The 25,759-nt window shown below is 34.4% G+C and carries 19 protein-coding genes; 7 read left to right on the top strand and 12 right to left on the bottom strand.

All coding sequences use genetic code 11. The features are described from left to right. Positions 1–260: 260 nt before the first annotated feature. Complete coding sequence (locus OZP06_RS12640) at positions 261–2,450, bottom strand: glutamine synthetase III (RefSeq protein WP_269222162.1); 2,190 nt, start codon at positions 2,448–2,450, stop codon at positions 261–263. A gap of 385 nt (positions 2,451–2,835) precedes the next feature. Here OZP06_RS12640 and OZP06_RS12635 point away from each other — a divergent pair, with 385 nt between their 5' ends. Both OZP06_RS12635 and OZP06_RS12630 read left to right on the top strand, forming a co-directional pair. Then, positions 2,836–3,849, top strand: coding sequence for a glutamine synthetase beta-grasp domain-containing protein (locus tag OZP06_RS12635; protein ID WP_077377029.1), 1,014 nt, complete (start codon positions 2,836–2,838; stop codon positions 3,847–3,849). 142 nt (positions 3,850–3,991) lie between these two features. Continuing rightward, positions 3,992–4,945, top strand: coding sequence for a TerC family protein (locus OZP06_RS12630; RefSeq protein ID WP_269222161.1), 954 nt, complete (start codon positions 3,992–3,994; stop codon positions 4,943–4,945). An 86-nt stretch (positions 4,946–5,031) separates the two neighbouring features. Here OZP06_RS12630 and OZP06_RS12625 read toward each other — a convergent pair whose 3' ends face one another. Beyond that, positions 5,032–5,550, bottom strand: a complete 519-nt coding sequence (locus OZP06_RS12625; protein WP_281323788.1) for a hypothetical protein — start codon at positions 5,548–5,550, stop codon at positions 5,032–5,034. Between the two features lie 338 nt (positions 5,551–5,888). On the opposite strand from OZP06_RS12625, the gene OZP06_RS12620 reads away from it, so the two are divergent. Continuing rightward, positions 5,889–6,794, top strand: coding sequence for an IS1595 family transposase (locus OZP06_RS12620; protein ID WP_269222159.1), 906 nt, complete (start codon positions 5,889–5,891; stop codon positions 6,792–6,794). On the opposite strand, the gene OZP06_RS12615 is transcribed toward OZP06_RS12620, so the two are convergent. Beyond that, positions 6,795–7,652: an alpha/beta hydrolase family protein gene (locus OZP06_RS12615; protein WP_269222158.1), complete on the bottom strand. Its 858-nt coding sequence runs from the start codon at positions 7,650–7,652 to the stop codon at positions 6,795–6,797. Between the two features lie 413 nt (positions 7,653–8,065). Further along, on the bottom strand, positions 8,066–8,938 hold the full coding sequence (locus OZP06_RS12610; protein ID WP_269222157.1) for an AraC family transcriptional regulator: 873 nt from the start codon (positions 8,936–8,938) through the stop codon (positions 8,066–8,068). Between the two features lie 183 nt (positions 8,939–9,121). On the opposite strand from OZP06_RS12610, the gene OZP06_RS12605 reads away from it, so the two are divergent. Then, a complete protein-coding gene (locus tag OZP06_RS12605) occupies positions 9,122–9,523 on the top strand; it encodes a secretion protein (protein WP_269222156.1) in 402 nt (133 codons plus the stop codon). A gap of 253 nt (positions 9,524–9,776) precedes the next feature. Here OZP06_RS12605 and OZP06_RS12600 read toward each other — a convergent pair whose 3' ends face one another. Beyond that, complete coding sequence (locus OZP06_RS12600; RefSeq protein WP_281323787.1) at positions 9,777–13,253, bottom strand: methylmalonyl-CoA mutase family protein; 3,477 nt, start codon at positions 13,251–13,253, stop codon at positions 9,777–9,779. A gap of 318 nt (positions 13,254–13,571) precedes the next feature. Between OZP06_RS12600 and purU the strand changes: the two genes are divergently transcribed. Continuing rightward, positions 13,572–14,426, top strand: coding sequence for a formyltetrahydrofolate deformylase (purU, locus tag OZP06_RS12595; RefSeq protein ID WP_269222155.1), 855 nt, complete (start codon positions 13,572–13,574; stop codon positions 14,424–14,426). A 123-nt stretch (positions 14,427–14,549) separates the two neighbouring features. Then, on the top strand, positions 14,550–15,272 hold the full coding sequence (locus OZP06_RS12590; RefSeq protein ID WP_281240311.1) for a DUF4197 domain-containing protein: 723 nt from the start codon (positions 14,550–14,552) through the stop codon (positions 15,270–15,272). A 300-nt stretch (positions 15,273–15,572) separates the two neighbouring features. Here OZP06_RS12590 and OZP06_RS12585 read toward each other — a convergent pair whose 3' ends face one another. The 5 genes from OZP06_RS12585 to prfA form a co-directional block, all read right to left on the bottom strand. Next, the gene (locus OZP06_RS12585; RefSeq protein ID WP_269222154.1) at positions 15,573–16,358 is read right to left on the bottom strand and encodes an alpha/beta hydrolase; all 786 of its coding nucleotides are present in this window, start codon (positions 16,356–16,358) and stop codon (positions 15,573–15,575) included. Positions 16,359–16,485: 127 nt separating this feature from the next. Further along, a complete protein-coding gene (locus OZP06_RS12580; protein WP_269222153.1) occupies positions 16,486–17,280 on the bottom strand; it encodes a helical backbone metal receptor in 795 nt (264 codons plus the stop codon). Positions 17,281–17,384: 104 nt separating this feature from the next. After that, positions 17,385–18,209, bottom strand: a complete 825-nt coding sequence (pyrF, locus tag OZP06_RS12575; protein ID WP_281323786.1) for an orotidine-5'-phosphate decarboxylase — start codon at positions 18,207–18,209, stop codon at positions 17,385–17,387. A 116-nt stretch (positions 18,210–18,325) separates the two neighbouring features. Next, entirely contained in the window at positions 18,326–20,527 is a 2,202-nt protein-coding gene (locus OZP06_RS12570; RefSeq protein WP_281323785.1) for a DUF5723 family protein, read from the bottom strand. Between the two features lie 130 nt (positions 20,528–20,657). Further along, complete coding sequence (prfA, locus tag OZP06_RS12565; protein ID WP_269222150.1) at positions 20,658–21,734, bottom strand: peptide chain release factor 1; 1,077 nt, start codon at positions 21,732–21,734, stop codon at positions 20,658–20,660. 747 nt (positions 21,735–22,481) lie between these two features. On the opposite strand from prfA, the gene OZP06_RS12560 reads away from it, so the two are divergent. Continuing rightward, positions 22,482–23,942, top strand: a complete 1,461-nt coding sequence (locus OZP06_RS12560) for an NAD(P)/FAD-dependent oxidoreductase (protein WP_269222149.1) — start codon at positions 22,482–22,484, stop codon at positions 23,940–23,942. A gap of 449 nt (positions 23,943–24,391) precedes the next feature. Here the strand turns inward: OZP06_RS12560 and OZP06_RS12555 are convergent, their stop codons facing one another. After that, a complete protein-coding gene (locus tag OZP06_RS12555; RefSeq protein ID WP_269222148.1) occupies positions 24,392–24,592 on the bottom strand; it encodes a dodecin family protein in 201 nt (66 codons plus the stop codon). Positions 24,593–24,973: 381 nt separating this feature from the next. Beyond that, positions 24,974–25,666, bottom strand: coding sequence for a dienelactone hydrolase family protein (locus OZP06_RS12550; RefSeq protein WP_281323784.1), 693 nt, complete (start codon positions 25,664–25,666; stop codon positions 24,974–24,976). Positions 25,667–25,759 lie beyond the last annotated feature (93 nt).

Here is a 25,759-nt window from a genome sequence, read left to right as displayed (position 1 = left end):
TTCACTATGGTAATCTTAACTATAAAATTGCTTTTATCGAATTATTACATGACAAATTTATAAAATGTTTTGAATAAAAAGAAAAGATAATATGCTATTTAATAGATAGTTATTACTTTTTCGATGAAGTGCAAAACTAAACCGATGAAGGGTTAAAGCATCAAAAATAAAAGTAATCATTACCTTGTTAATGCATTTGGTTTGCAAAAATAAAAAAAGAGGCATTTCTAAAAACACCTCTTTAAAATTATAAATAGAAATTATTTAGTCAATAATAGTTCTCGGTATTTTGTTAATGTCCACAATTCATTATCTACCAATAATTCTAGTTTATCACAATGGTTTCTAATAATTTCGAAATATGGTTTAACATTATTGCAATACGCTTCGGCCATTGCTTGAGCATCAGTCAAATTATTGGCTTTTTTTCTTTCTTCAGTCATTTCTTCTACTTTAGAATTGATGCCTTCTATATGTCCTGAGATTTCTTTAATCAATACAATTTGCTCTTTGGCAATAGATTCAAATTCAGAACCAAAAATATCTTTTAATCCTTTTACGTTTTCAATCAATGTATTTTGATATTTGATTGCCGTTGGAATTACATGATTTTTAGATATATCACCAAGAACTCTACCTTCAATTTGAATTTTCTTAGTGTATTCTTCCAATTCAATTTCATATCTCGCTTCAACTTCAATATGATTCATAATACCCATTTCACTAAACAAATCGATAGCTTGTTTAGATGCTCTTGCCTTCAATGCTTCAGGAGTGGTTTTAAAGTTGCTCAGTCCTCTTTTGGCTGCTTCCTTTTGCCAAGCTTCGCTGTATCCATCTCCTTCAAATAAGATTTTCTTTGATACTTTTATATATTCTCTTAAAACATTAAAAATAGCATCATCTTTTTTCATGTCTTTAGATTCAATCAATTCATCAACTGCCACTTTAAAATCTCTTAATTGTTTTGCAACGATAGTATTCAAAGTAGTCATGGCGTTCGAACAGTTGGCAGAAGAACCAACAGCTCTAAACTCAAATTTATTACCGGTAAATGCAAATGGCGAAGTTCTGTTTCTATCGGTATTGTCCAAAAGAACATCTGGAATTTTACCTACTACATTTAGTTTCAAATCTGTTTTTTCTTCTGGGGATAACTTCCCAGTTGAAACACCTTCTAGTTCTGCCAATACTTTTGTTAATTGTTCTCCAATAAAAACAGAAATAATTGCTGGCGGAGCTTCATTGGCTCCCAATCTGTGGTCATTACTTGCTGTGGCAATAGAACCTCGCAACAAAGCTTCATAATCATTTACCGCTTTTATCGTATTGATAAAGAATGTCAAAAACTGCAAATTAGTCATTGGTGTTTTGCTTGGACTTAACAAATTAACCCCAGTATCCGTAGCCAATGACCAGTTATTGTGTTTTCCTGAACCATTTACACCTTTGAAAGGCTTTTCATGAAGTAAAACTTTTAGATCATGACGCTCAGCTACTTTTTGCATGATATCCATTAACAAACAATTATGATCTACTGCCAAATTGGTTTCTTCAAAAATAGGGGCAAATTCAAATTGGTTTGGAGCCACTTCGTTGTGACGCGTTTTTACAGGAATTCCCAATAACATACATTCTTGTTCCAAATCTCTCATATAAGTTAAAGCCCGAGTTGGAATTGAACCAAAATAGTGATCATCAAGTTGTTGCCCTTTTGCAGAAGTATGCCCTAACAATGTTCTTCCTGTCATTACAATATCGGGACGAGAATTTGCCAATGATTTATCAATAAGAAAATATTCTTGTTCCCATCCTAAAGTAGCTGTCACTTTTTTGACATTTTTATCAAAATATTTACAAACCTCTGTTGCAGCCTCATCCATTGCAGATAAAGCTCTTAACAATGGAATCTTATTATCTAATGCTTCACCGGTATACGAAATAAAAATTGTAGGTATACACAAAGTTGTTCCAAATATAAACGCAGGAGATGTAGGATCCCATGCCGTATATCCACGCGCTTCGAAAGTATTTCGAATACCTCCATTAGGAAAACTGGAAGCATCTGGTTCTTGTTGAACCAATTGAGCTCCACCAAATTTCTCCAATGGATCGCTCCCATCATAAGAAGTCTCAAAAAAGGCATCATGCTTTTCTGCCGTAGTTCCGGTCAGTGGCTGAAACCAATGTGTATAATGAGTCACACCTTTAGACAATGCCCACTCTTTCATCCCCATGGCAATATAGTCTGCTAATTTTCTATCAATTTTAGTACCATGTTGTACTGCACCTTGTACTCCTTTAAAAGCATCTGAAGTCAAATAATGCTTCATTGCTTTATCATTAAAAACATTATTCCCAAAAAGAATTGATTTTCTACCTGATTCATGAAAATCGATTAACTTTCTATTGGAAGCTTCTTTTAAAGCTTGAAAACGAATTGACGACATAATTATATAATTTTTAATTAATACAAATTTCAAATACCCTCACAAATATAATTCATTCTTTTTATAAATAATGACACTTTGAAATAACTCAAACTTAGTTTTTTAAAACTAAAGCGGAATAACATTTAAACACCATTAAAAAGCACAACTCAAATAAATTAGCAATACAAATCTTAACTTTTTATTAATATATAAAAATTTACTATTATGAATTTAATTTTATAACCCCTCTAAAATTATATTTTTTTACAATATACCCCACCTAAAATGCAGTAATGTCAAAAATAACAAAGAGTATAATAAAAATCACCCCCTAATTTCTAGACCTAAACAAAATATTTTATATTTGCAAAAGAAAAAAAATCAAAAAACAATTTATAATATTATGGCTAAAATAAAATTAGAATACCTTTGGTTAGATGGTTACGAACCAACACAAAATTTAAGAAGCAAAACTAAAGTTGAAGAGCATGAAAATTTTCAAGGAACTTTAGCAGAAATAGGAAACTGGTCTTTTGACGGTTCTTCTACAAGACAAGCAGAAGGTGGTTCATCTGATTGTTTATTAGTTCCAGTTGCTATTTATCCAGATCCAACTCGTATCAATGGTTACCTAGTAATGACTGAAGTTATGAATGCAGATGGTACTCCGCACCCTTCAAACGGTAGAGCAACTATCGAAGATGATGGAGATTTCTGGTTTGGATTCGAACAAGAGTATTTCATCATGGATACTAAAACTTTATTGCCATTAGGATTCCCAATTGGAGGCTACCCAGCACCACAAGGAATGTACTACTGTTCAGTAGGTGGAAAAAACACACACGGAAGAAAATTAGTTGAAGAGCATGCAGATTTATGTATCGCAGCAGGAATCAACTTTGAAGGAATAAATCAAGAGGTTGCTTGTGGACAATGGGAATTCCAATTATTCGCACAAGGAGCTAAAAAAGCGGGTGACGAAATCTGGGTTGCTAGATATTTATTAGACCGTTTGACTGAAAAATATGGCTACTATATTGAGTACCACCCAAAACCACTAGGAGATACTGATTGGAATGGTTCTGGAATGCACGCTAACTTCTCTAACAATGTATTAAGAACTTGTGGTTCTCAAGAAATTTATGAGAAAATATGTGAAGCTTTCCGTCCAGTTACTGCAGAACACATTGCAGTTTATGGTGCATACAACGACCAACGTTTGACTGGTAAACACGAAACTGCTTCTATTCATGATTTCTCTTACGGAGTATCTGATAGAGGATGTTCAATCCGTATTCCATTAATGACTGTTCAAAAAGGATGGAAAGGATGGTTAGAAGACAGAAGACCAGCATCTAATGGTGATCCATACAAAATTGCTGCAAGAATCATCAAAACTGTAAATTCTGCATTATAATTGTAATCAAACAATACTAAAAGTGCCTTCCAAAAAGAAGGCACTTTTTTTATACAAATAAATCTATCAAATCTTTACTCATTTCTATAGTAATTTAGAAAATCAAATCTACATTTGCACTACATATATAAAAAATACAATTATGACAGTTTGGATCTTATTTATAGTTTTAATTTTAATTTTTCTAGCCTTAGATTTAGGAGTATTCAACAAAGACCCTCATATTATAAGCTCCAAAGAAGCCAGTAAATGGACTGCCATTTGGTTTACCTTATCCATGCTATTTTCAGGCGTAGTGTATTGGCTTTATTCAACAGATTATGTTTTAAATCCAACGCAAATAAAGCCATCTGTAGCTGCGATGAAGTTTATAACTGGATATCTTATAGAATTGTCTTTAAGTATTGACAATATATTTGTTATAGCATTAATTTTTGCTTCATTTAAAATTCCAAAAAAATACCAACATCGCGTTTTATTTTGGGGTATATTGGGAGCGATAGTCTTTAGAGGATTAATGATTTATTTTGGCGTTTTAATCATTAATAAATTTACATGGGCAACCTATATATTCGGAGCGTTCTTGTTATTTACCGCCATAAAAATGCTTTTCACAAAAGATGATGATGAATTTGACCCAAAAAAATCTATAGTATATAAGATCCTAGGAAAAATAATTCCAATCTCGACACATACAGAAAAGGAACATTTTTTTACAAAAACAGAAAGAGGCAATGCAGCCACCCCTCTATTTGTTGCTTTAATAATTATTGAAGTAATGGACGTAGTTTTTGCGGTAGATAGTGTGCCTGCTATTTTAGCCATCACCTCTGATCCTTTTATTGTATTTAGTTCTAATATCTTTGCAATTTTAGGATTGCGTTCCTTATATTTCTTTTTAGCTAATATGCTAGAGAAATTCAGTCATTTAGAGTATAGCTTAATTGCTATTTTGAGTTTTGTGGGCTTGAAAATGATATTCCACGATTACATTGAAGTTCCCGAATGGGCTTCATTGGGTTTTATTGCTTTGTCCCTTATTATCGGAGTAGTTGTTTCTTTACAAATTAGTAAAAGCGAAAATAACTTAGAATAGGAAATTGTTTGAAATCTAATCTATATGCATTTTATAAAAAAAAGGAAATCTCTCGATTTCCTTTTTTTTATTCTAAAAATCGGGTATTATAGATCAATTTTTTGAATTTGACTTTCACTTATTTTTAAAACTGACATCACTTCATTATAATTATTTTTATTAACAGCTGCTGCTAAATTAGAAGGAATGATTACAACTCTAAAAGTTTGATTATTTATATAACTTGGAGTATTCAACAAATTATAATTCCCCCTAGCGGTAATTATAAAATCTACTTTACTAAAATCATAATCATAATCCAATTCATCACCATTACTAAAATAAATTGTTCTTGGAATCAATTGCCAAATCGGGGTATTTGAATTAATAAGACCTGTTAGTCTGTATACCAAAACTGTTTCATCATCAAATAAATTTCCTCCAATTTCAAATTGAAAAGTACTTTTTAAATTATACTCATTATCAGCAACCTTCCCTAAATTAAGATTTTTAATTTCGAAAGCTTCTGGCACTAATGCATCCGATCCCGGAGGCCCTTCTGGTCCCTCACAACCTTGAAAACCAAACATTCCTATAACCGCTAAAAGTGTAATTATTTTTTTCATCTTATTTATATTTTAAAGTTCTATAAAGGTATTTCAAAAATCAAGCCAAAAAAATTATTTTTTAGAATTTCATTCAAAATAATTCAATATTTTTTTATTTATAAATACAATAATGAGTCAAAACCTAGAATTAATTATGAAAATGGTTTTTGGTAAAACTCCTTTTTTATTTGTAACTAATTCATATTTAACATTTTAAAATACAAAACTATGAAAAATTATGCTTTTCAAAAAGTAACTTCTTAATTAACAACAACTCCATTACTTTTTAAAATTTTTTTGATTGTCCGTAATCACTCATAATTAATAAAAAGTGTTATATTTGATAAAAAAAAGCGATGAATTTATTCAGTTTTACAGCAAATTTCGGGAGTGAAGAATCTTGTAGACTTCATTTTAAAGAGGAAAGAGATAAAATCGGAGTTCAATGTAAATGCGGATGCAAAGAACATTTTTGGATAAAAAGCAGATGGAGTTATGAGTGTAAAAAATGTAGAAGTAGAATATCATTACGAAGTGGTACGATAATGCAAAGCTCTAATTTGTCATTTTTGATTTGGTACAAAACCATGTTCTTATTAACGGCAACTAAAAAAGGTTTTTCAAGTAAAGAAATTCAAAAACAATTGGGATTGAAGCGATACGAACCGGTTTGGTCTATGGTTCATAAGTTGCGAAAAGCAATGGGCAATAGAGATGCGCGTTATACTTTGGAAGGGATGATTGAATTTGATGAAGGATATTTTACAATTGAATCTACCGAAATAGAACAAGAAAAAGGAATTCGTGGACGTGGTGCTGTTGGTAAATCTAACGTTGCAATTATGGCTGAGTCGACTGTTTTAGAAGATATTGAAACTGGTAAAAAATCAAATCAATGCAGGTATTTTAAAGCAAAAGTTTTGACTGATCACACATCAGAACTGATAAATCAAACAATTCAGGAATCCATTTCGGAAAAAAGTATTCTTTTTACAGACAAAAGCACATCATATATAGATATTGCAGATTACGTGGAAATTCATATTACTGAAAAATCGAATAAAGAAACAACTACGGAAACTTTAAAGTGGGTGCATATTGCAATTAGTAATGCTAAAAGGAATTTTCTAGGAAATTATCATAAAATTAAAGGCAAATATCTTCAACTGTACCTAAATGAGTTCGTCTACAAGCTTAATAGAAGATATTTTGAGGAACAATTATTCGATAGGCTAGTAATAGCAAGTATTACAGGGTTATGACTAAAAACGGACAATCAAAAAAATTTTACTAAAAAACAAAACTTGATAGGACAACGCATTTTCCCAATATTCCCAAGTGTGTACCCCAGGGCGCTCTGTGTAATCATGAGGAACCTTGTTATACACTAATCTTCTATGCAACTCTCTATTGGACTCAATAAGAAAATCATCAACTCCACAATCGATAATCAATGCTAGTTTATTGTTCTTAATTTTATCAATCATGCCAAGTACAGCATTTTGTGTATACAAATCTTGATTTGTGCTTTGCTCGCCAAAGACTGGCTGCATTAATTTTACAACTTGGTCGTTTGGCTCTCTACCCAACATTGTTCCCATATCCACAGCTCCACTCATGCTTCCTGCTGCGCAAAACAATTCGGGGTGTTTAGCAGAAAGAGACAAAGCGCCATGACCTCCCATAGAAAGTCCAGCAATGACGCGACCTTTTCTATCATTTACCGTTCGATACGTCTTGTCAATCTTTTGGATGACTTCTTCTGTTATATAGGTTTCAAACTGACTTCCTTTATTTACAGGACTATTGAGATAAAAACTAAACGTTTCTCCTTCAGGCATCACAATAATAATATTATATTGGTCGGAAAGATTTTTTACGGTATTCTTATTTGGAGTACTTGACAACCAATCCGAAAAATGTCCATAAGCACCATGCAAAAGATAAAGTACAGGGTATGTTGCCTTTCCCTTTACATATGAATTAGGAAGTACTACCGCAGCCTTATAGGTTTTATTCATGGCAATACTAGGAATTTGCAAAGTATCAACTGTTGAAGCGTAAGACAATATTGTATTGCAAAATAAAAATGCAACACACACAATTAGTATTTTTTTCATAACAATCATTTATATTGATGAATTGTAAATATACAATTTCAAAAAATGAAAAGATAGCATACTCCTTTTTTGATTTCAAAACAAAAAAACAGTAACATTCTAAATTACAACACCTTCCTTTAAAATTGATTTGTTTTTGTAGTATAAAAAATTTGAAACCTAAATTCTATTTCATTTTAAGCTTTTCCTAAAAAACATATTAGATTAACCCAATGTGGTGCAATTATTTTTTAACACCTATAATTTTTAGTATTTAAAAGAATAAAATATGGATATAACAATTCACATAGCTACTCCATGTAAGAAAAAAAGCTTATTCCCTATTTATTCTTTACATTTTTAGATTAAATCTATACTCCTATGTTATTTCATTTTTTTTTTAATTTCAACGAACGTGTTATGTTACTACAAAATTAGTTCATAAAAGTTTTCAATTCTTGTCTGTATTGAGAAGCGCTTTTACCGGTATACGCTTTAAACGATTTATTAAAATGACTAAAATTATTAAATCCGCTTTCAAAACAAATTTCAGTTATACTTTTTTTATTCTCTGCCAAAAGTTTTGAAGCATGAACCAAACGGTATTCATTGACAAAAGTGGTAAATGTTTTTTTTGTGATTTTTTTAAAATAGCGACAAAAAGAAGGGGAAGTCATACTCACCATTTCCGATACTTCATCCAAATGAATGGGTTCTTGAAAATGGTCTTTTACATGATTAAAAATAACATTAATTCGATCATTATCCTGGACTTGCAATTCCAAAGAAAACCCATCTGCGTTCAAAATAGTATATTCGTTGGTTGTTTCTAAGGTATTGAGCACTCTAATCATTCTCAATAATCTATCAAAATGAGATTGATTTTCCATGTCTTCCATTAAAGTTGCTACAAGCTTTTTGGTATTAGGTCCAAAAGCAATTCCACCTTTAGCTTTTATTAATAGATTTTGAATGTTTTTTAATTCTGGGATACTCAAAAAATCATTTCCTAGAAAATCAGGAGGCATCTGAATTACGGTTTCATTTTTATTACCCGTTTGCTCATTTGTAAATCCACAATGTGGCAAATTACTCCCAATAAGCACTAAATCACCATCTGAATAATAAGAGATATGACTACCTATTTGACGTTTTCCCGAGCCGCCATTTACAAAAACCAATTCGATTTCAGGATGGTAATGCCATAAATCGGATTTGCAATTGGAGTTTTCGACAAACCTTGAAAAAGAAAATGAACTCCCAAAAGTAGGAGTAATAACTTCGAGTGTTGGATTCATTTTTTTCATTTGCACAATTTTAAAACTATTCAAATTTAGCTAAAATAGAATCTATATTATCATATTTTAACATACAACGTTTTCGTAAAGACAAAATAACACATAAATAGGAAAAAACAGTTGTGTTATCAATTGAATATAGTCTCTAAGTTTGTATCAGAAATTTAAATACAAATTTAAAACAACAGTATTATGAAAACGATCTTAAAATTAAGTCTAGCAGTATTAGTAGGATTGACTTCTATTAATGCTTTTGCAATCAACGGTGATTTTTTACTAAACGTAAAAAACGGAGCAAACAACGAAATTAGTTTTTCAGTAAATGAAATTCAAAAAGCTAATATAACTATCACAGATAAATTTCATAATGTAATTTATACTGAAATAGCAACTGGAAAAGGCGGAATATTAAAAACATATAGCCTTGAAGAATTTCCAGAAGGAGTTTACTTTTTGGAAGTAGAAACAAATTCAAAAAAAGTAACACACGAAATTGTTGTATCTAAAGAAAAATCAATATTATCAAGAAAATCTGTAGCTGAAGTACAAAAAACAGATTTAAAAATGAAAAATCAAAACGTAGTTATCAACTAATAAAATATTTTCCACTTACTAATTCAGGAATATTTATAGTTATTAAAACAGCTCCAATAACGGAGCTGTTTTTTTTTATACAGTATTGAAAATTTTAATATTTAAAAAAAATAACACCAAAAAACAGTCTTAAAAATTACTAGCCCATAAAAAAACACATTCAGTCAACCATTAGTCAACCAAATGTGTTTTTTGAATATAATTTCGATCCCATAAAGTAACAAACATTACTTTATCATATAAATAATCAATTTTACATATTCCTTCTGTACTGCCCTCCTACTTCAAACAAAGCTTCGGTGATTTGCCCCAAAGAACAAACTTTAGTTGCTTCCATCAAGTGTTCAAATAGATTTTCGTTTTTAATGGCTGCTTCCTGTAAAGTATTCAAATGTTCAATCACTAAATCCTGATTGGCTTTATGCAAATGATCCAACATTGTAATTTGGTATTGTTTTTCTTCTTCGGTGGCGCGAATTACTTCGGCTGGAATAACCGTTGGTGAGCCTTTTGAACTCAAAAAAGTATTTACACCTACAATTGGGAATTCCCCAGTATGTTTTAATGTTTCGTAGTACAAACTTTCTTCTTGAATTTTAGAACGTTGATACATCGTTTCCATGGCACCAAGAACTCCACCTCTTTCTGTAATTCTGTCGAATTCCAATAAAACTGCTGCTTCAACCAAATCTGTCAATTCTTCTATAATGAAAGAACCTTGAATAGGATTCTCGTTTTTGGCAAGCCCCAATTCTTTATTGATAATCAACTGAATCGCCATAGCTCTTCGAACAGACTCTTCTGTTGGAGTTGTAATCGCTTCATCATACGCATTGGTATGCAATGAATTACAGTTGTCATAAATTGCATATAACGCTTGCAAAGTGGTGCGAATATCATTGAAATCAATTTCCTGTGCATGCAAAGAACGTCCCGAAGTTTGAATATGGTATTTCAACATTTGGGCTCTTTCATTAGCGCCGTATTTATTTTTCATGGCTTTCGCCCAAATTTTACGAGCTACACGACCAATAACGGCATATTCAGGATCGACACCATTCGAGAAAAAGAAGGATAAATTTGGTCCAAAATCATTGATATCCATTCCACGACTCAAATAATATTCCACATAAGTGAAACCGTTGGAGAGTGTAAATGCCAATTGTGTGATTGGATTAGCACCCGCCTCTGCAATATGGTATCCTGAAATAGAAACCGAATAAAAGTTTCTTACTTTTTTGTCAATAAAATATTCCTGAACATCTCCCATTAATCGCAAAGCAAATTCGGTAGAAAAAATACAAGTATTTTGAGCTTGGTCTTCCTTTAAAATATCGGCTTGAACCGTTCCTCGAACTTGCGAAAGTGTTCTAGCCTTGATATCATTATAAATGTCAAGAGGCAAAACTTGATCACCAGTCACTCCCAGTAGAAACAATCCCATACCATTATTCCCCTCAGGTAATTCACCTTGATAATGTGGTCTTTCAACACCTTTTTTCTTGTAGATTTGATTGATCTTTTCAGAAACCTCATCTTCTAGATTGTTTTCTTTTATATAATATTCACACTGCTGATCAATGGCTGCATTCATAAAAAAACCAAGCAACATAGGTGCTGGGCCATTAATTGTCATACTTACCGAAGTCATGGCATGAACCAAATCGAAACCGGAATATAGTTTTTTGGCATCGTCCAAGCAGCAGATAGAAACTCCTGCATTTCCGATTTTTCCATAAATATCAGGACGAATGTGAGGATCATTTCCGTATAAAGTCACACTATCAAAAGCGGTTGACAATCTTTTGGCTGGTAATCCTGCACTTACATAATGAAAACGCTTGTTGGTTCTTTCTGGACCGCCCTCACCTGCAAACATTCGTGATGGATCTTCTCCTTCTCTTTTAAAAGGATACAAACCAGAAGCATAAGGAAATTCACCAGGAACATTTTCTTGTAAACACCAACGTAAGATATCACCCCAAGCTTTATACTTTGGCATGGCTACTTTTGGAATTTGAGAATGCGAAAGTGACTCGGTATGCGTTGCCATCTTAATTTCTCGATCACGAACTTTAAACGTATAAACTGGATTTTTATATTTATTAACTTTTTCATCCCAAGTTAAAATCATTTCCCAATTATAAGGATCCAAATCCATTTTTACTTTATCGAATTGATTCAGTAAAAGATTTAAAAAGATTTTATTCTCAGCTGCACCTTGCTTTTCTAATTCTAAAGCATTTGGCAAAACCGAATCTTCATCAATACCCGCTTTAGTAATCACAGGAATTTTTCCAGAAACACTTTCTATGGTTTTGAAGATTCCGTAAAGTTTTTGAGCCACTTGTTCTTGACCCAAAGCCGTAGCATCGTATTTTCTGTTGCTTTCGGCAATCTCAGATAAATAACGTGTTCTATGTGGCGGAATAACGTAAATTTTCTCACTCATTTCACGAGTGATCTGAAAAGTTGATTTCAAATCAGAATCCGTTTTCTCCACAATTTTATCCATAATAGATTTATACAACGTATTCATCCCGGGATCATTGAATTGAGAGGCAATGGTTCCAAAAACTGGCATTTCATCTGGATTGACATCCCAAAGATTATGATTGCGCTGGTATTGTTTTTTTACATCCCGAATAGCATCGAGAGCACCACGTTTGTCAAATTTGTTTAAGGCTACCAAATCGGCAAAATCAAGCATGTCAATTTTCTCCAATTGGGTTGCGGCACCAAACTCCGGAGTCATTACGTATAAAGAAACATCGGAGTGATCCATAATCTCCGTATCGGATTGACCTATACCTGAAGTTTCAAGGATGATGATATCGTATTTAGCCGCTTTTAAAACCTGAATGGCTTCCGCTACGTATTTTGACAAAGCCAAATTGGATTGGCGAGTTGCCAACGAACGCATATAAACTCTAGGATTATTAATAGCATTCATACGAATTCTATCACCAAGTAATGCTCCACCTGTTTTACGTTTTGATGGATCGACTGAAATCAATCCGATGGTTTTTTCAGGGAAATCAATCAAGAAACGACGCACCAGTTCATCAACCAATGATGATTTTCCTGCGCCACCAGTTCCTGTAATTCCAAGAACTGGAGCCCCGACAGCCCCCCCCGCCCCCGAAGGGGGAGCTGCTGATAGTGGTGTAAAAAATTTATGGAAATCTTCTGGATTGTTTTCTGCTAATGAAATTAATCTTGCAATTGTATTTACGTCTTTTTTAAGTAAATTATCCGCAATCTGAGAAACTCCCCCTTCGGGGGCTGGGGGGCTGGTATCAGCTCTTTGTACCAAATCATTGATCATTCCTTGCAATCCCATCGCGCGACCATCATCTGGCGCATAAATTCTGGTGATTCCGTACCCTTGCAATTCGGCTATTTCCGAAGGCAGGATTACTCCTCCACCTCCACCGAAAATCTTGATATGACCCGCTCCTTTTTCTTGAAGTAAATCATACATGTATTTAAAGTATTCATTGTGTCCGCCTTGATAGGAAGTCATAGCAATGGCATTGGCGTCTTCTTGAATGGCGGTATTGACCACTTCTTCGACACTTCTGTCATGACCCAAATGAATTACCTCAACTCCTGTGGACTGAATAATTCTTCTCATTATGTTAATTGCTGCATCGTGACCATCAAATAGCGATGCGGCAGTTACAATTCGAACTTTATTTATGGGTACATACGGTTTTACTAATTCCATTTTATGAATATGATAATTTATGGGTGCAATTTACATAATTTTTAAAATAAAAATCACTAATAACAACATAAAACACAAAATATGATAATGATGTTTTTTATGTTAAAAATAAGCTTAGTTTTCATAAAAATTTGGTATTTTCGAGGAATAGCCCCGATGGAAACGAAAAGCCCGGAATGGGTAAAATTAATTTTTCTTGGACCAAAAAAGCGACTAAAAGAAGCTCTTTTTGGGGCTTAGAAAAATAGTTTTACCCATGAGGACTTGCAGTGTACAGCGGGATAAAGCTCCTAATTATTTTTTAGAAAACTTAAACAAATGCAAAAGATTACGATACTTATCCATTGTGAAGACAAAAAAGCAATTATTGCCTCGGTGACCAATTATATTGCTTCAATAGATGGAAATATTATTTACCTAGACCAACATGTGGATGCTGATGAAAATGTGTTTTTTATGCGATTGGAATGTGAATTCAGTAAAGCCACTTGGAATCTAGAAGCCATAAAAGAACATTTTCAGGCCAATCTTGCAACTCCCTTTAATATGACTTGGGCAATGTATCCACAAGCACAAAAACCAAAGATGGCGTTGTTTATCTCGAAATATGACCATTGTTTGTATGATATTTTGGGACGATATTGCGCAGGTGAATTACCTCTTGAAATCCCTTTAATTATAAGCAATCACGAAGATTTGAAACCGATTGCTGAGCGTTTTGATATTCCGTTTTTTCATGTTCCTTTTACCAAAGACAACAAAGAAGAAGGCGAAAAAACCCAAATTGAATTATTAAAAAAATACGACATCGATTTTATTGTTTTGGCGCGCTATATGCAAATTATCACGCCCAATTTGATAGCGCTTTACCAAAACAAAATCATCAATATTCACCATTCTTTTTTACCGGCTTTTCCAGGAGCCAAGCCCTATCATTCAGCTTTCAAGCGTGGAGTAAAAATTATTGGTGCTACTAGTCATTATGTTACAGAGGGTCTAGATGAAGGACCAATTATTGAGCAAGATATTTCGAGAGTTTCGCACAGCCATTCGATAGAAGATTTTATTATGAAAGGGCGCGATCTCGAACGTATGGTTTTGGCAAGAGCAATAAAACTGCATGCAGAGCGAAAAACGATGGTGTACAATAACAAAACGGTTGTATTTTCTTAGGGATATGGCCGTTTATTTTGTCCGATTCCGTAAAAAACTGAAAAACATTTGCATTTTTTTGGGAAAATTTCAAATAGACAGAACCCTTCATTTCCCTACTTTTGAAAAAAATTAAAACCCAAAATGAAAAAAGCCTTAATCCTACTCCTTATTCTTCCTGCAATAAGCAATGCACAATTCAAAAGCATTCTGACAAAAGCTAGCGAAAAAATCAATTCGGTTTCAAAATCCAATAGTAGTCTAGATATTGCAGCTGGATTAAAAGAAGCACTTAACAAAGGAATCACCGAGCAAGTTTCCAAACTAACCGCCACCGATGGATTTTACAAAAATGAAGCCGTGAAGATCCTAATGCCCGAAGAATTAGCCAAAGTCGACAAAACCCTTCGAAAAATAGGAATGTCAAAATTGGCCGATGAAGGCATATTAGCATTGAATAGAGCCGCAGAAGACGCTGTAAAAGAAGCAACACCCATATTTGTATCGGCTATCAAAAACATAACAATAACGGATGCCAAAAGCATTTTGCTTGGAAAAGAGAATGCCGCAACAGCATATTTGCAAACAGCAACCACAACACCTCTTTATGCAAAATTCAGTCCTGTAGTCCAACAATCCATTGGAAAAGTTGGAGCCGATGTGGTTTGGACAACAATTATCAAACAATACAATACAATTCCTTTTGTATCCAAAGTAAATCCAGACATAACCGATTATGTTACAAACAAAGCACTGGATGGTGTCTTTAAAATGATTACCGTGGAAGAAAAAAACATCAGAACCAACTTGAATGCCAGAACATCGGATGTTTTAAAGAAAGTTTTTGCGATGCAGGATAAGAAATAAAAGGAGAACCCATTTTTAATACCAATTTCCAATCTTTAGGAAACACAATAAAGGACCGAAAAAAGAATAAACAACTATCAATCAAACAATTAAGCAATCATATATCTAAATGTTAAAATTGATTTGCAAAACTTAACTTTTTTCAAATAACTAATAACAATTCCTTAACAACAAAAATTAAACATTATGCTGATCTTTGCAATGTAATAAACTGGTTATTTATTACTTTGGTTTTGGTTAGTTATAAAAATGCCTGCTATCGTTAAGATGCAGGCATTTTTTAGTTGGTGTAAATTGTATTTATTTAGTGGTATGTATAAAAGATAAAACAGCCGAATTAAAAGCATTGGGTTGCTCCACATTGACTACATGTCCACAGTTTTCAATTACAAATAACTTTGATGATTTATAATGACTCTCCACCACTTTGCGAACTGAAGGCAAAAACATATAATCTTCTTCTCCCATGACATAAAGCGTAGGGATGTTCAGCTCTACTTGTCGGAACCATTTTAATACTGGGTTAATCTCTGCTGTGAGTTTAAACCATTTGATAAATTCTTTTTGATATAATTTTTTGGCTTCGTTTATAAAAAGTGAGCGGGATTGTTTGTGACTTTTTTTGGGCATGATCACAAAAGCGAAAAACTTGTATAAAACCAAATAAGGCAATACATATTTGAACGTATTTCCCAAACGCATTAATATTTGAGATCTAAAATTCATTTTCAGGATAGCCCCTCCCAATATCATACTTTGCACTCTGTTTGGATACATTTCTGCCAATTGTCGGATAAGAATGGTACCTAATGAAATTCCAACAAAATGTGATTTTTCAATTTTAAGATGATCCAAAACCTCCAGAATATCATTGGCAAGAGCCGAAAAAGTATACTTTTGTTTGAAGGCCGTTTTCAAAGTCGCTTTGGATTCTCCATGTCCTCTTAAATCCAATAACAAAATATTGTAACTTTTTTTAAAATCTCTAATTTGTTTGAACCAAATAGATGAACTTCCACCTGCGCCATGCACAAAAGTGACCCATTCCGTACTATTTTCGTTCTTATATATTGTGTAATTAATCACTTAGCTTTTTTTTATTCGACAAATATAGTTTTTTTTCAGACTTAATATCGACTTCTTCGTTTTTTAGACTTTAGGATTTGATTGACTAACTATCAATATTTGATTCACTTTTTTGCTATTTCCAATATTAAATACTCGTATGCAAATATTTAAAATAATCAAAAGCTTTGAGCAGCCTACTTCCATACCAAGAAAACATTTCACCATCTACTAGAATCGTTCGGGTATTATTTGTGTAACTGGCAATTTCATAACCGTCATCGGCTTTAAAAGGATACGGTTCTGAGGAAAGTAAAATTAAATCCAAAACACTTTCATCATCCATTTTTTCAAGATCAATTTCAGGATAGCGCTCTTGGTTTGAAAAGTGGTTTTGAAAATGATTCAATCGTAATAATTCGTCAATAAAAGTCCCCGAACCAGCCGCCATATATGGATTTTTCCAAATAAAATAAGCAACTTTCTTAACTGGAATGTCTTTGATAAAATGTTTAAAATCGCTCAGGGCAAAAGTCAATTTGTCGTTCCATTTTCGAGCTTCAATTCGCTTATCAAAAAGCTGACCGAAGTCGGTTATCATTTGGAAATTATCCTCGAGAGTAAAAATATCGGTTACCCAAACTGGACAAATTTTACGCAACTCTTCTACTATTTCCTGTGTGTTTTCTTCTTTATTGCAAATGATAATATCGGGTTCTAGCAAACGGATTTTATCATAATTAACCTTCTTGGTCCCTCCTACTATTTTCTTGGTTGACTTGAGATGGTAGGGATGCACACAAAATTTAGTGATCCCCACTATATTTTCTTCTAAGCCTAAATCGTATAACAATTCGGTTTGGGATGGCACAAGAGAAATAATTCGCTGAGGCGAAGATTCAAAAGAATGCGAAGTTCCAAGTTGATCTATAAATAGTTTCATTTTTTTTTACCGCAAAGAGCGCAAAGGTTTTACGCAAAGTTCACAAAGCTTTAAATTATTTCGTTTAAAATTCAATACAGAACTACTTTAAACAATTTAAATTCTTAAAACTTTAAACCCGTTAAAATCTCCTCCATCTCCTTTTGCATTTTCAAGGCTTCGGCTCTCGCTACTTCGGCATAATCGGTTCCATTGGAAGCATAAATAATCGCTCTTGAAGAATTAATCAACAAACCTACAGTATCATTCATACCATATTTACACACTTCCTGAAGACTTCCTCCTTGCGCTCCAACTCCCGGAACAAGCAAGAAACTATCCGGAACAATTTTACGAACTTCGGTAAAATATTCGGCTTTGGTCGCACCAACCACATACATTAGATTTTCGGAATTTTTCCAAGTTTTGGATGTTTCTAGTACCTGTTTGTACAATTCTTTACCATTCACTTGTAACGTTTGAAAATCAAAAGCACCTTCATTTGAAGTTAAAGCCAACATAATGGTATGTTTATTTTCGAATGCCAAAAATGGCTCCACTGAATCTTTTCCCATATAAGGAGCGACAGTTACGCTATCAAAGTTTAAGTCTTCAAAAAAAGCTTTCGCGTACATTGACGAAGTGTTTCCAATATCTCCACGTTTAGCATCGGCAATGGTGAAAATCTCTGGATATTTTTCATTGATATAGTTAATGGTCTTTTGCAATGACATCCATCCTTTTATCCCATAGGCTTCAAAAAATGCAATATTGGGTTTATAAGCAACCGCCAAATCATGTGTGGCATCAATAATAGCTTTGTTAAACTCAAAGATTGGATCTTCAGTTGCTAATAAATACTGTGGAATTTTATTTAAATCTACATCTAAACCAACGCATAGAAATGATTTTTTTATTTTAATTTGATCGATTAATTGTTGTGTAGTCATTTCTATATATGTTAAATGCTATTATTTTACGAGAATTGGTTCTCTTTTTGAAAGCATGCAAAAATAAAAAAAGCCATTCAATAATGAATGGCTTTTTTTTAGAATTAAAAACAAATTTACAATTTGCCTTCATATATAGTTCCTACGTGTATCACTTCGGTTCTTCTGTTTTGGGCTCTTCCTTCGGCAGTTTTATTATCTGCCACCGGCTTAGTTTCTCCATAACCAACATAGGTTAAATTTGCTGGGTTAACTCCTTTGGCTACTAAAGCGTCCATTACCACTTTGGCTCTAGCTTCAGAAAGTTTTTGATTTGCCTTGTCATTTCCTACACTGTCGGTATGCCCTTCAATAGAGAATTTTGCATTTGGATAATTTTTGATAATATCTTTAATTGCATCCAATCTACCATCTGTTTCTCCTTTGTCAGCCGTTTTCAAAATTGCTTTTCCAGTTACAAAGAATACAGCTCTTGCCTGAATCTTAAGTTCTTTCAACACTTCTTGAGTTACTTCGGGACAACCTTTATTACTTACAGGACCAGGAACAGTAGGACATTCATCCTCTTTGTCTACTACACCATCTTTGTCTGCATCATTTTCTGGACAACCAAAATTAGCTACCAATCCTTTTTCGTTTGGACATTTATCGTCTTTATCCAAAACCGTATCTCCATCCGTATCTGGCCATGGGCATCCTTTGTTTTCAACTGGCCCTGCAACAGTTGGACAGGCATCAACATTATCCATCACAGTATCTTTGTCGGCATCTCCCCAAGGACAACCTTTGTTCTCAACTGGACCAGCAACGGTTGGACATGCATCATCTTTATCAACTACAGTATCCGCATCGGTATCTGGCCATGGACAACCTTTGTTTTCAATAGGTCCTGCAACTTTTGGGCAATCATCATCACTATCCAAAATACCATCCTCATCGGTATCTTTAAATTTATGCTGATATACTGGGATTTTCAAACCAAAATACACATCTGCTCCTTTTGATTCTTTCGAAAGCCAGTTGGTAATTACAGAGCTTGAACCCACAAACATTGGTCCAAATCGCAAACCTGTCCCTACTTGCATTCCGCTATATTCCATGTAATTTACTGGAAGCGAAAACGTAAACCATTTGGTTTCGTATCTTGGTGTTAAAATATAAGTATTTGCTGAACTGGTTTTACCCATAGCTGATTTGTCTACCATACTAATATTCCCATTCAAGTTCAAATAGAATTTTTTGTACATATTCCAATCTGCATCCAAATGCAATACGGTTGGCAAATTGGCTTTTATATTTTTATAAACCGTTACAGGAGTTCCATAATGAAGTTCCAGAAAATCACCAAGATTATCTGCGTCATCAATTTCTTGTTGAGTAACCACCCCATTAATAGTATACAAATCTTCTTTCGAATTTTTATATGTAATAGAACCAATATCTGTAATAGACAAACCAAAACGCAATTTGTATTTGTTTAGGTCTTTAAAATTATTGTCTACCGCTTTGGCATTATTCAAATCATACGATGCATAATCCGGTCTCCATTCGTAAATAAAACCCAAATCAGCTCCGAAACCAGTTGAGTTTGTATCAAATTTATAATCTGCATCTCCAACAATAACATCCTGACTGCTTCCTATTGTAAGAGTCCCTGTTGTAGCCAAAAAACTTGTCAAAGGATTGCTTGTCTGAACAAATGCTGATGTTACATTACTCCCTTTTACATACGAATTAAAGCCACCGATCAAATATTTCGCAGTCAAACCACCTTTTAGAAAATGTTGATTATTTTGCCATAGAACAGCTGCATAAGAAGCACCAACCTCACCCCATGTTTGACCTGCCGTATTTGGGCTTCCTACATTAATATTAAAGCTATTGGCATCATCCAAACCATCTTTTAATTGATTGTATAGATCCCCATTGATATCCGTTGCATTCACTACTGCTCTAGCTCTAGTAAAAAAAACAATCGCATGTTTTGGCGCAATATTAAACATGAAAGAAGGTCCCATCACATCTGAATACAAAATTCCTCCATTTTTTTTCAAAGGCGTTTGAACACCGTCTTTATTGGCATCATAACTGCTTTTTGACAAATCAAATAAGCTTAGCCCATAAAAATCATTGTTTAAGGAACCGCTAACAGAAAAAATATTAATGTCGGTTTTAAAACGAGAATCTACAATAGACGCTGGGTTAAAAAGTACGCCTTGCACTCCAGCATAATTATCCGTAATATAACCCATATACGACTGGGCATTTATTTGCAAAACTGAAAATAGAACGATTAAAAAAAGTAATGATTTTTTCATCAAGTTGATTTTAGGTTAATTTAGATTTAATTTTGTAATTTATTTAGTAGGAATTTATACAAAATGAACAAAAAAAACACTTAATTGATTTTTTCTTCAATTAAGTGTTTGGTTTGAATACGGCTTAGCATTAAAAAACTTCGCTCGCTTCTTTTAATTTTTCCATGTTGTTCACCAGTTGTAATTCGTCAACAATTTTCTGAATATCACCATTCATGATGTTACCCAAATCATATAATGTCAATCCTACACGGTGATCTGTTACACGACCTTGCGCATAATTATAGGTACGAATTTTAGCCGAACGGTCACCAGAACTTACTTGCGAAGTACGTTTTGTGGCATCTTCTGCTTGTTTCTTGGCTAATTCTTGTTCGTATAAACGGGAACGCAATACACCAAAAGCCTTGTCTTTGTTTTTGTGTTGCGATTTTTGATCTTGACATTGTGCCACCAAACCAGTTGGAATGTGTGTCAATCGTACTGCCGATTTCGTAGTATTTACCGATTGTCCACCAGGTCCAGACGAACAAAAGAAATCCACACGTACATCATTCATATCAATTTGTACATCAAATTCCTCTGCTTCCGGAAGCACCATAACCGTTGCTGCCGAGGTATGTACACGCCCTTGCGTTTCCGTTTGAGGCACACGTTGCACACGGTGCACACCAGCTTCAAACTTCAACGTACCGTATACATCTTCTCCTGTAACCTCAAAGATCACCTCTTTGAAACCACCAGATGTTCCTTCGTTCATATCCACAACCGAAGTTCTCCATCCTCTGCCTTCACAATATTTAGTGTACATTCTAAATAAATCTCCCGCAAAAATACTTGCCTCATCGCCACCAGTACCTGCACGAATCTCTACCATCACGTTTTTAGCATCTTCCGCATCTTTAGGAATCAACATAAATTTGATTTCTTCTTCCAATTTTGGCAAACGTTCTTTGGCTTCTTCCAATTGCATTTTGGCCATTTCGGTCATATCCGCATCACTACCATCGGCAATAATTTCGTTGGCTTCGTCAATATTGGCCAGTAACAAAATGTATTCTTCTCTTTTATCTACTAATGCCTTAATACTTTTGTATTCTTGGTTGAGTAGTACATAACGTTTTTGATCCGCGATCACATCAGGCTGAATAATCAAATCTGATATCTCGTCGAAACGTTGTTTTGCATATTGAAGTCTATCTAACATCTTTATAAATCTTTATTTCTTCTAAAATATATTTTTTTAGCCAAAAGGCTGAAGGAACCTCGAATAGGATTTTCTTATATTCATTACATAAAAAACCCTAATTCAGTTCGGACTGCAAAAGTACAAAAAAAAGCTTTCCTTTTATAGTGTTCTTTTCTGGAAATTTAGCAGGCCAAAACACCCCACTTTTTTTAAAGCTCAAGACAGGAAACCGTTTGCCATTCCTATAAAATCTGTTGCAATTTCAATTTCAAAATCACATAAAAAACAACTTAAAACCGCAACTTCTCATTCCGCACATCACATAACTAAAAATTAAAACACCCTTTTTTCGACACAATCAATACCAAAACAACAATAAGGAGCTTTTTCCCATCATCCGTTGCAAGCTTTTCGGTTTCAAACCCTTTTTCTAGGCGCTGGCAGGAGCTTCCGTTGGTCGCTCTGCCACCACCAGAAAAAAGTGGTTTTCAACTCTCAAAGGCTTTCCACTACTACTGGGGCTAGGCATTTTTGGTCAAAAACAACATTTTAAAAATATCAAAATCAGAAAATTTAAAAGGTGCTGTCTAAAAAAAACAAATGAACCCCTTTAGACAATCGTCATTAAATTATACCTTTGGAGCAATGCAAAAATTTTAAAATTTAGTGATCGTAAAACAATTAAACTCAACATCATTATTTTACAATTAAACTCAACATCATTTTAATAAAAGGCAATCCAAATCAAGAAAAAACAAACAGGAAGTGAAAAAGGTAAAAAATTCAGCCACAAGCTGGACTATTTGTCCCGAATGTCAGGGACGCGGCAAAAAAAGTCGAGGACTCAGCAGCAAAGCACGCCGCCAATACCAGATAGCATTCGAGCAATTTGAAAAATCGAATGGCGAAGGAACTGCACCCGTTCGTCCAAAAGGACACCTGCACACCTGCACAAACTGCTCCGGATCTGGATTGATTCCTACCGATAATCCCACACTGGCAGACAAAGAAAACTACCCACACATTGCCATCATTGGTGGCGGCATCGGAGGAGTAGCTTTGGCTGTGGCTTGTTTGCACCGCGGAATCCCTTTTACCCTTTATGAACGCGATACCCATTTTGAGGCTCGATCTCAAGGCTACGGACTTACTTTGCAACAGGCCAGTAAAGCAATCGAGGAATTGGGAATTTTTTCGCTTGAAGAAGGAGTCATTTCGACAAGGCACGTAGTTCATACAACAGAAGGAAAAGTAATTGGGGAATGGGGAATCCGAAAATGGATACAGTCGGAAGTAAAACCAGCTCCCAAACGCACAAACATACATATCGCTCGGCAGTCCTTGCGTTTAGCTTTGCTGGAGCAACTCGGCGGGCATACCGCAGTACAATGGGGACATCAACTACTCGGTTTTGAGGAACGGAAGGGTGACGGTGTTGATTTGAGTTTTCAAGTCAACGGTACAATAAAGAGCGCCAAAGCAGATCTTGTGGTGGGTGCCGACGGTATTCGGAGTTCGGTGCGAAAATTACTGATTGGTGATGACAGCACCCCATTACGTTACCTAGGATGTATTGTGATTTTGGGTATTTGCCCATTGCAAGCGCTTGAAGAATTTTCTAGTTCTTTACTGGATTCGGCCACTGTATTTCAAACGGCCAATGGCCATGAGCGCATCTACATTATGCCTTACACGTCAGACACAGTGATGTGGCAACTGAGTTTCCCAATGCCAGAAAAAGAGGCCAAAGCCTTAAGCGCCAAAGGCCCTCGAGCACTCAAGGAAGAAGCATGTCGGAGAACGCAATGGCACGAGCCTATCCCGGCCATTTTGACCGCAACTTTAGAAGCCCAAATTTCGGGCTATCCGGTGTACGATCGCAAATTACTGACTACCGATTTATTGGCAACAGCAGGACAAGTGACTCTGATTGGTGATGCGGCTCACCCAATGAGCCCCTTCAAAGGTCAGGGAGCAAATCAAGCATTGCTGGACGCGCTCTCACTGGCTCGTGAAATTTCAAAAGGATGCAACTCTTCATCGCATTGGCGATTGTCCGGAATACGAAAAAGTGTCTTAACCACATTTGAATCCGAAATGGTCGAGCGTTCTGCTTCAAAAGTAAAAGGTTCAGCAGAAGCCGCCGCATTCCTGCATTCCGAAATCGTGCTATATGAAGGTGACGAACCCAGAGGACGCTGCATCACGAAAAATGAAAATGAATAAGGCTATAAAACTACTACTACAGTTTCCCGTAATCTCCTTAGAACAAAAGGACTGATTTTTTTAAAAAAACAATTCAGTATTTCCCACACTGGTATTCGTTCGCAACTCGGATACTTTGTCCTAAAATTTAATACGTTCAGTTTTTTTTATATTTAGAATATAATGTTATAAAAAAACTAGAGTATTGTTTTTAAAACACTTAAACTGTAGTGAACTGCTTTGCAAACACTACAATTTATCTTTACAATTTATACAGGTACTCTCTGCACAAGTCACCAGAAAAAAAGAACAAAAGATTACTAGTCTGAAGTATATCATTCTGAATTTATATGAAAAACATTTTTTATAGCATATTCTTATTGTAAAAATGTATTTTTAAGTTAGCCAAAAATAAAAAGGTACTCGTATTAAACGAGTACCTGAGTGAGCTTAATAAAATTGCAGTGTAATTAATCCAATTCAAAAGTGATTTTTAGATTTACACGAAATTCAGTTACTTTTCCATTTTTAACTGAAGCACTTTGATCTTGTACATAAACAGAGCGGATGTTTTTTACAGTTTTTGATGCTTTTTCAACTGCTGTTCTAGTTGCATCTTCCCAGCTTTTTTCTGAACTAGAAAGTACTTCGATAACTTTTAATACTGACATAACTTTTTGATTTAGAATTAGAACATTAAATTTAAATAAAAAAAATAAATTATTAGCATTTTTTCAACCTAAATAACTACTATTCAATACGATGCGTTTACCCCTGCTGCTGCAACGGATACCTATTTCAATTAAAAGTTAAATCATTATATTAATAAAGTGGATCGCTAAAATAGAAGTGTTTTTAATAACTATGCTTCTATTTGTCATTTTTTCATAAATACTACATTTAAAATAAGACAATATTAGAGAACATAGCACTTTTGCTCCAAATTAAATATCTGGAGAATACCAAGATTAGCATACAAAAGGAAATTGCTATTCTGTAAAAACGAACAGTAGAGGAAGAATTAAATTTTCCCTAAATAAGATAGTCCTTTTTTAAGGCAAAAATTTACGTTGACTCAGCATCCAATTGTAAATTTTGTCTTCTCTAAAAAAACGTTCTACACTACCGTGATTACCGCCTTTAACAATGGTAAAAGTAAGGTTAGCATCGGGCTTGCAGGTCTGAATCGCTTTGACCATTTTTTTGGATGCCGAAATTGGTACTATGTAATCTCTGTTACCGTGAATCACCCACAAAGGAAGTGTGGCCAGATTGCAAGCATCTTTTGTGTTACCGCCTCCACAAATTGCGACTGCAGCAGTAATTTTGTCGGGATATTTCCCTGCAAAATCAAAAGTACCGTAACCACCCAAACTCATTCCGCATACATAAACGCGAGACAAATCGGTATTGTAGTTGTTCTGCACATATTCTAAAAGTTTCAAAAGCTTGTCTGGATTCCAAGCTCCCGACGACACTTGTGGAGCAACGACTATAGCAGGAATTTCTTTTCCGCTTTCGATGGCTCGAATGACCCCGTACCGTTTTACACGATTCAAATTTGTGCCAGACAAACTTTTCCCGTGCAAAAATAAAATGATAGGCGCTTTGTTATCCAAAACCTCCTGATTGGGCAAGTTAATCCAAAAAGGATAATCGGTCTTATCTGTAATTGCTTGTAATTGCGCTTGGACTGTAGGAATGGAACCAAGGATAAATAGGTAAAATAAAAAATAAAATCGCATTAATTTGGGTTGTTATTTTGGTTTGGGTGCGCAAATTAAGTTTTTATAATCAATGGCACCAATTTTTTTGAAATTTAATCCGGATAAACAGCG

This window comes from Flavobacterium sp. IMCC34518 (assembly GCF_027111095.2).
GTDB lineage: Bacteria > Bacteroidota > Bacteroidia > Flavobacteriales > Flavobacteriaceae > Flavobacterium > Flavobacterium praedii.
The sequence above is the reverse complement of the archived record's forward strand: the minus strand, read 5'-3'. Positions and strand labels throughout refer to the sequence as shown.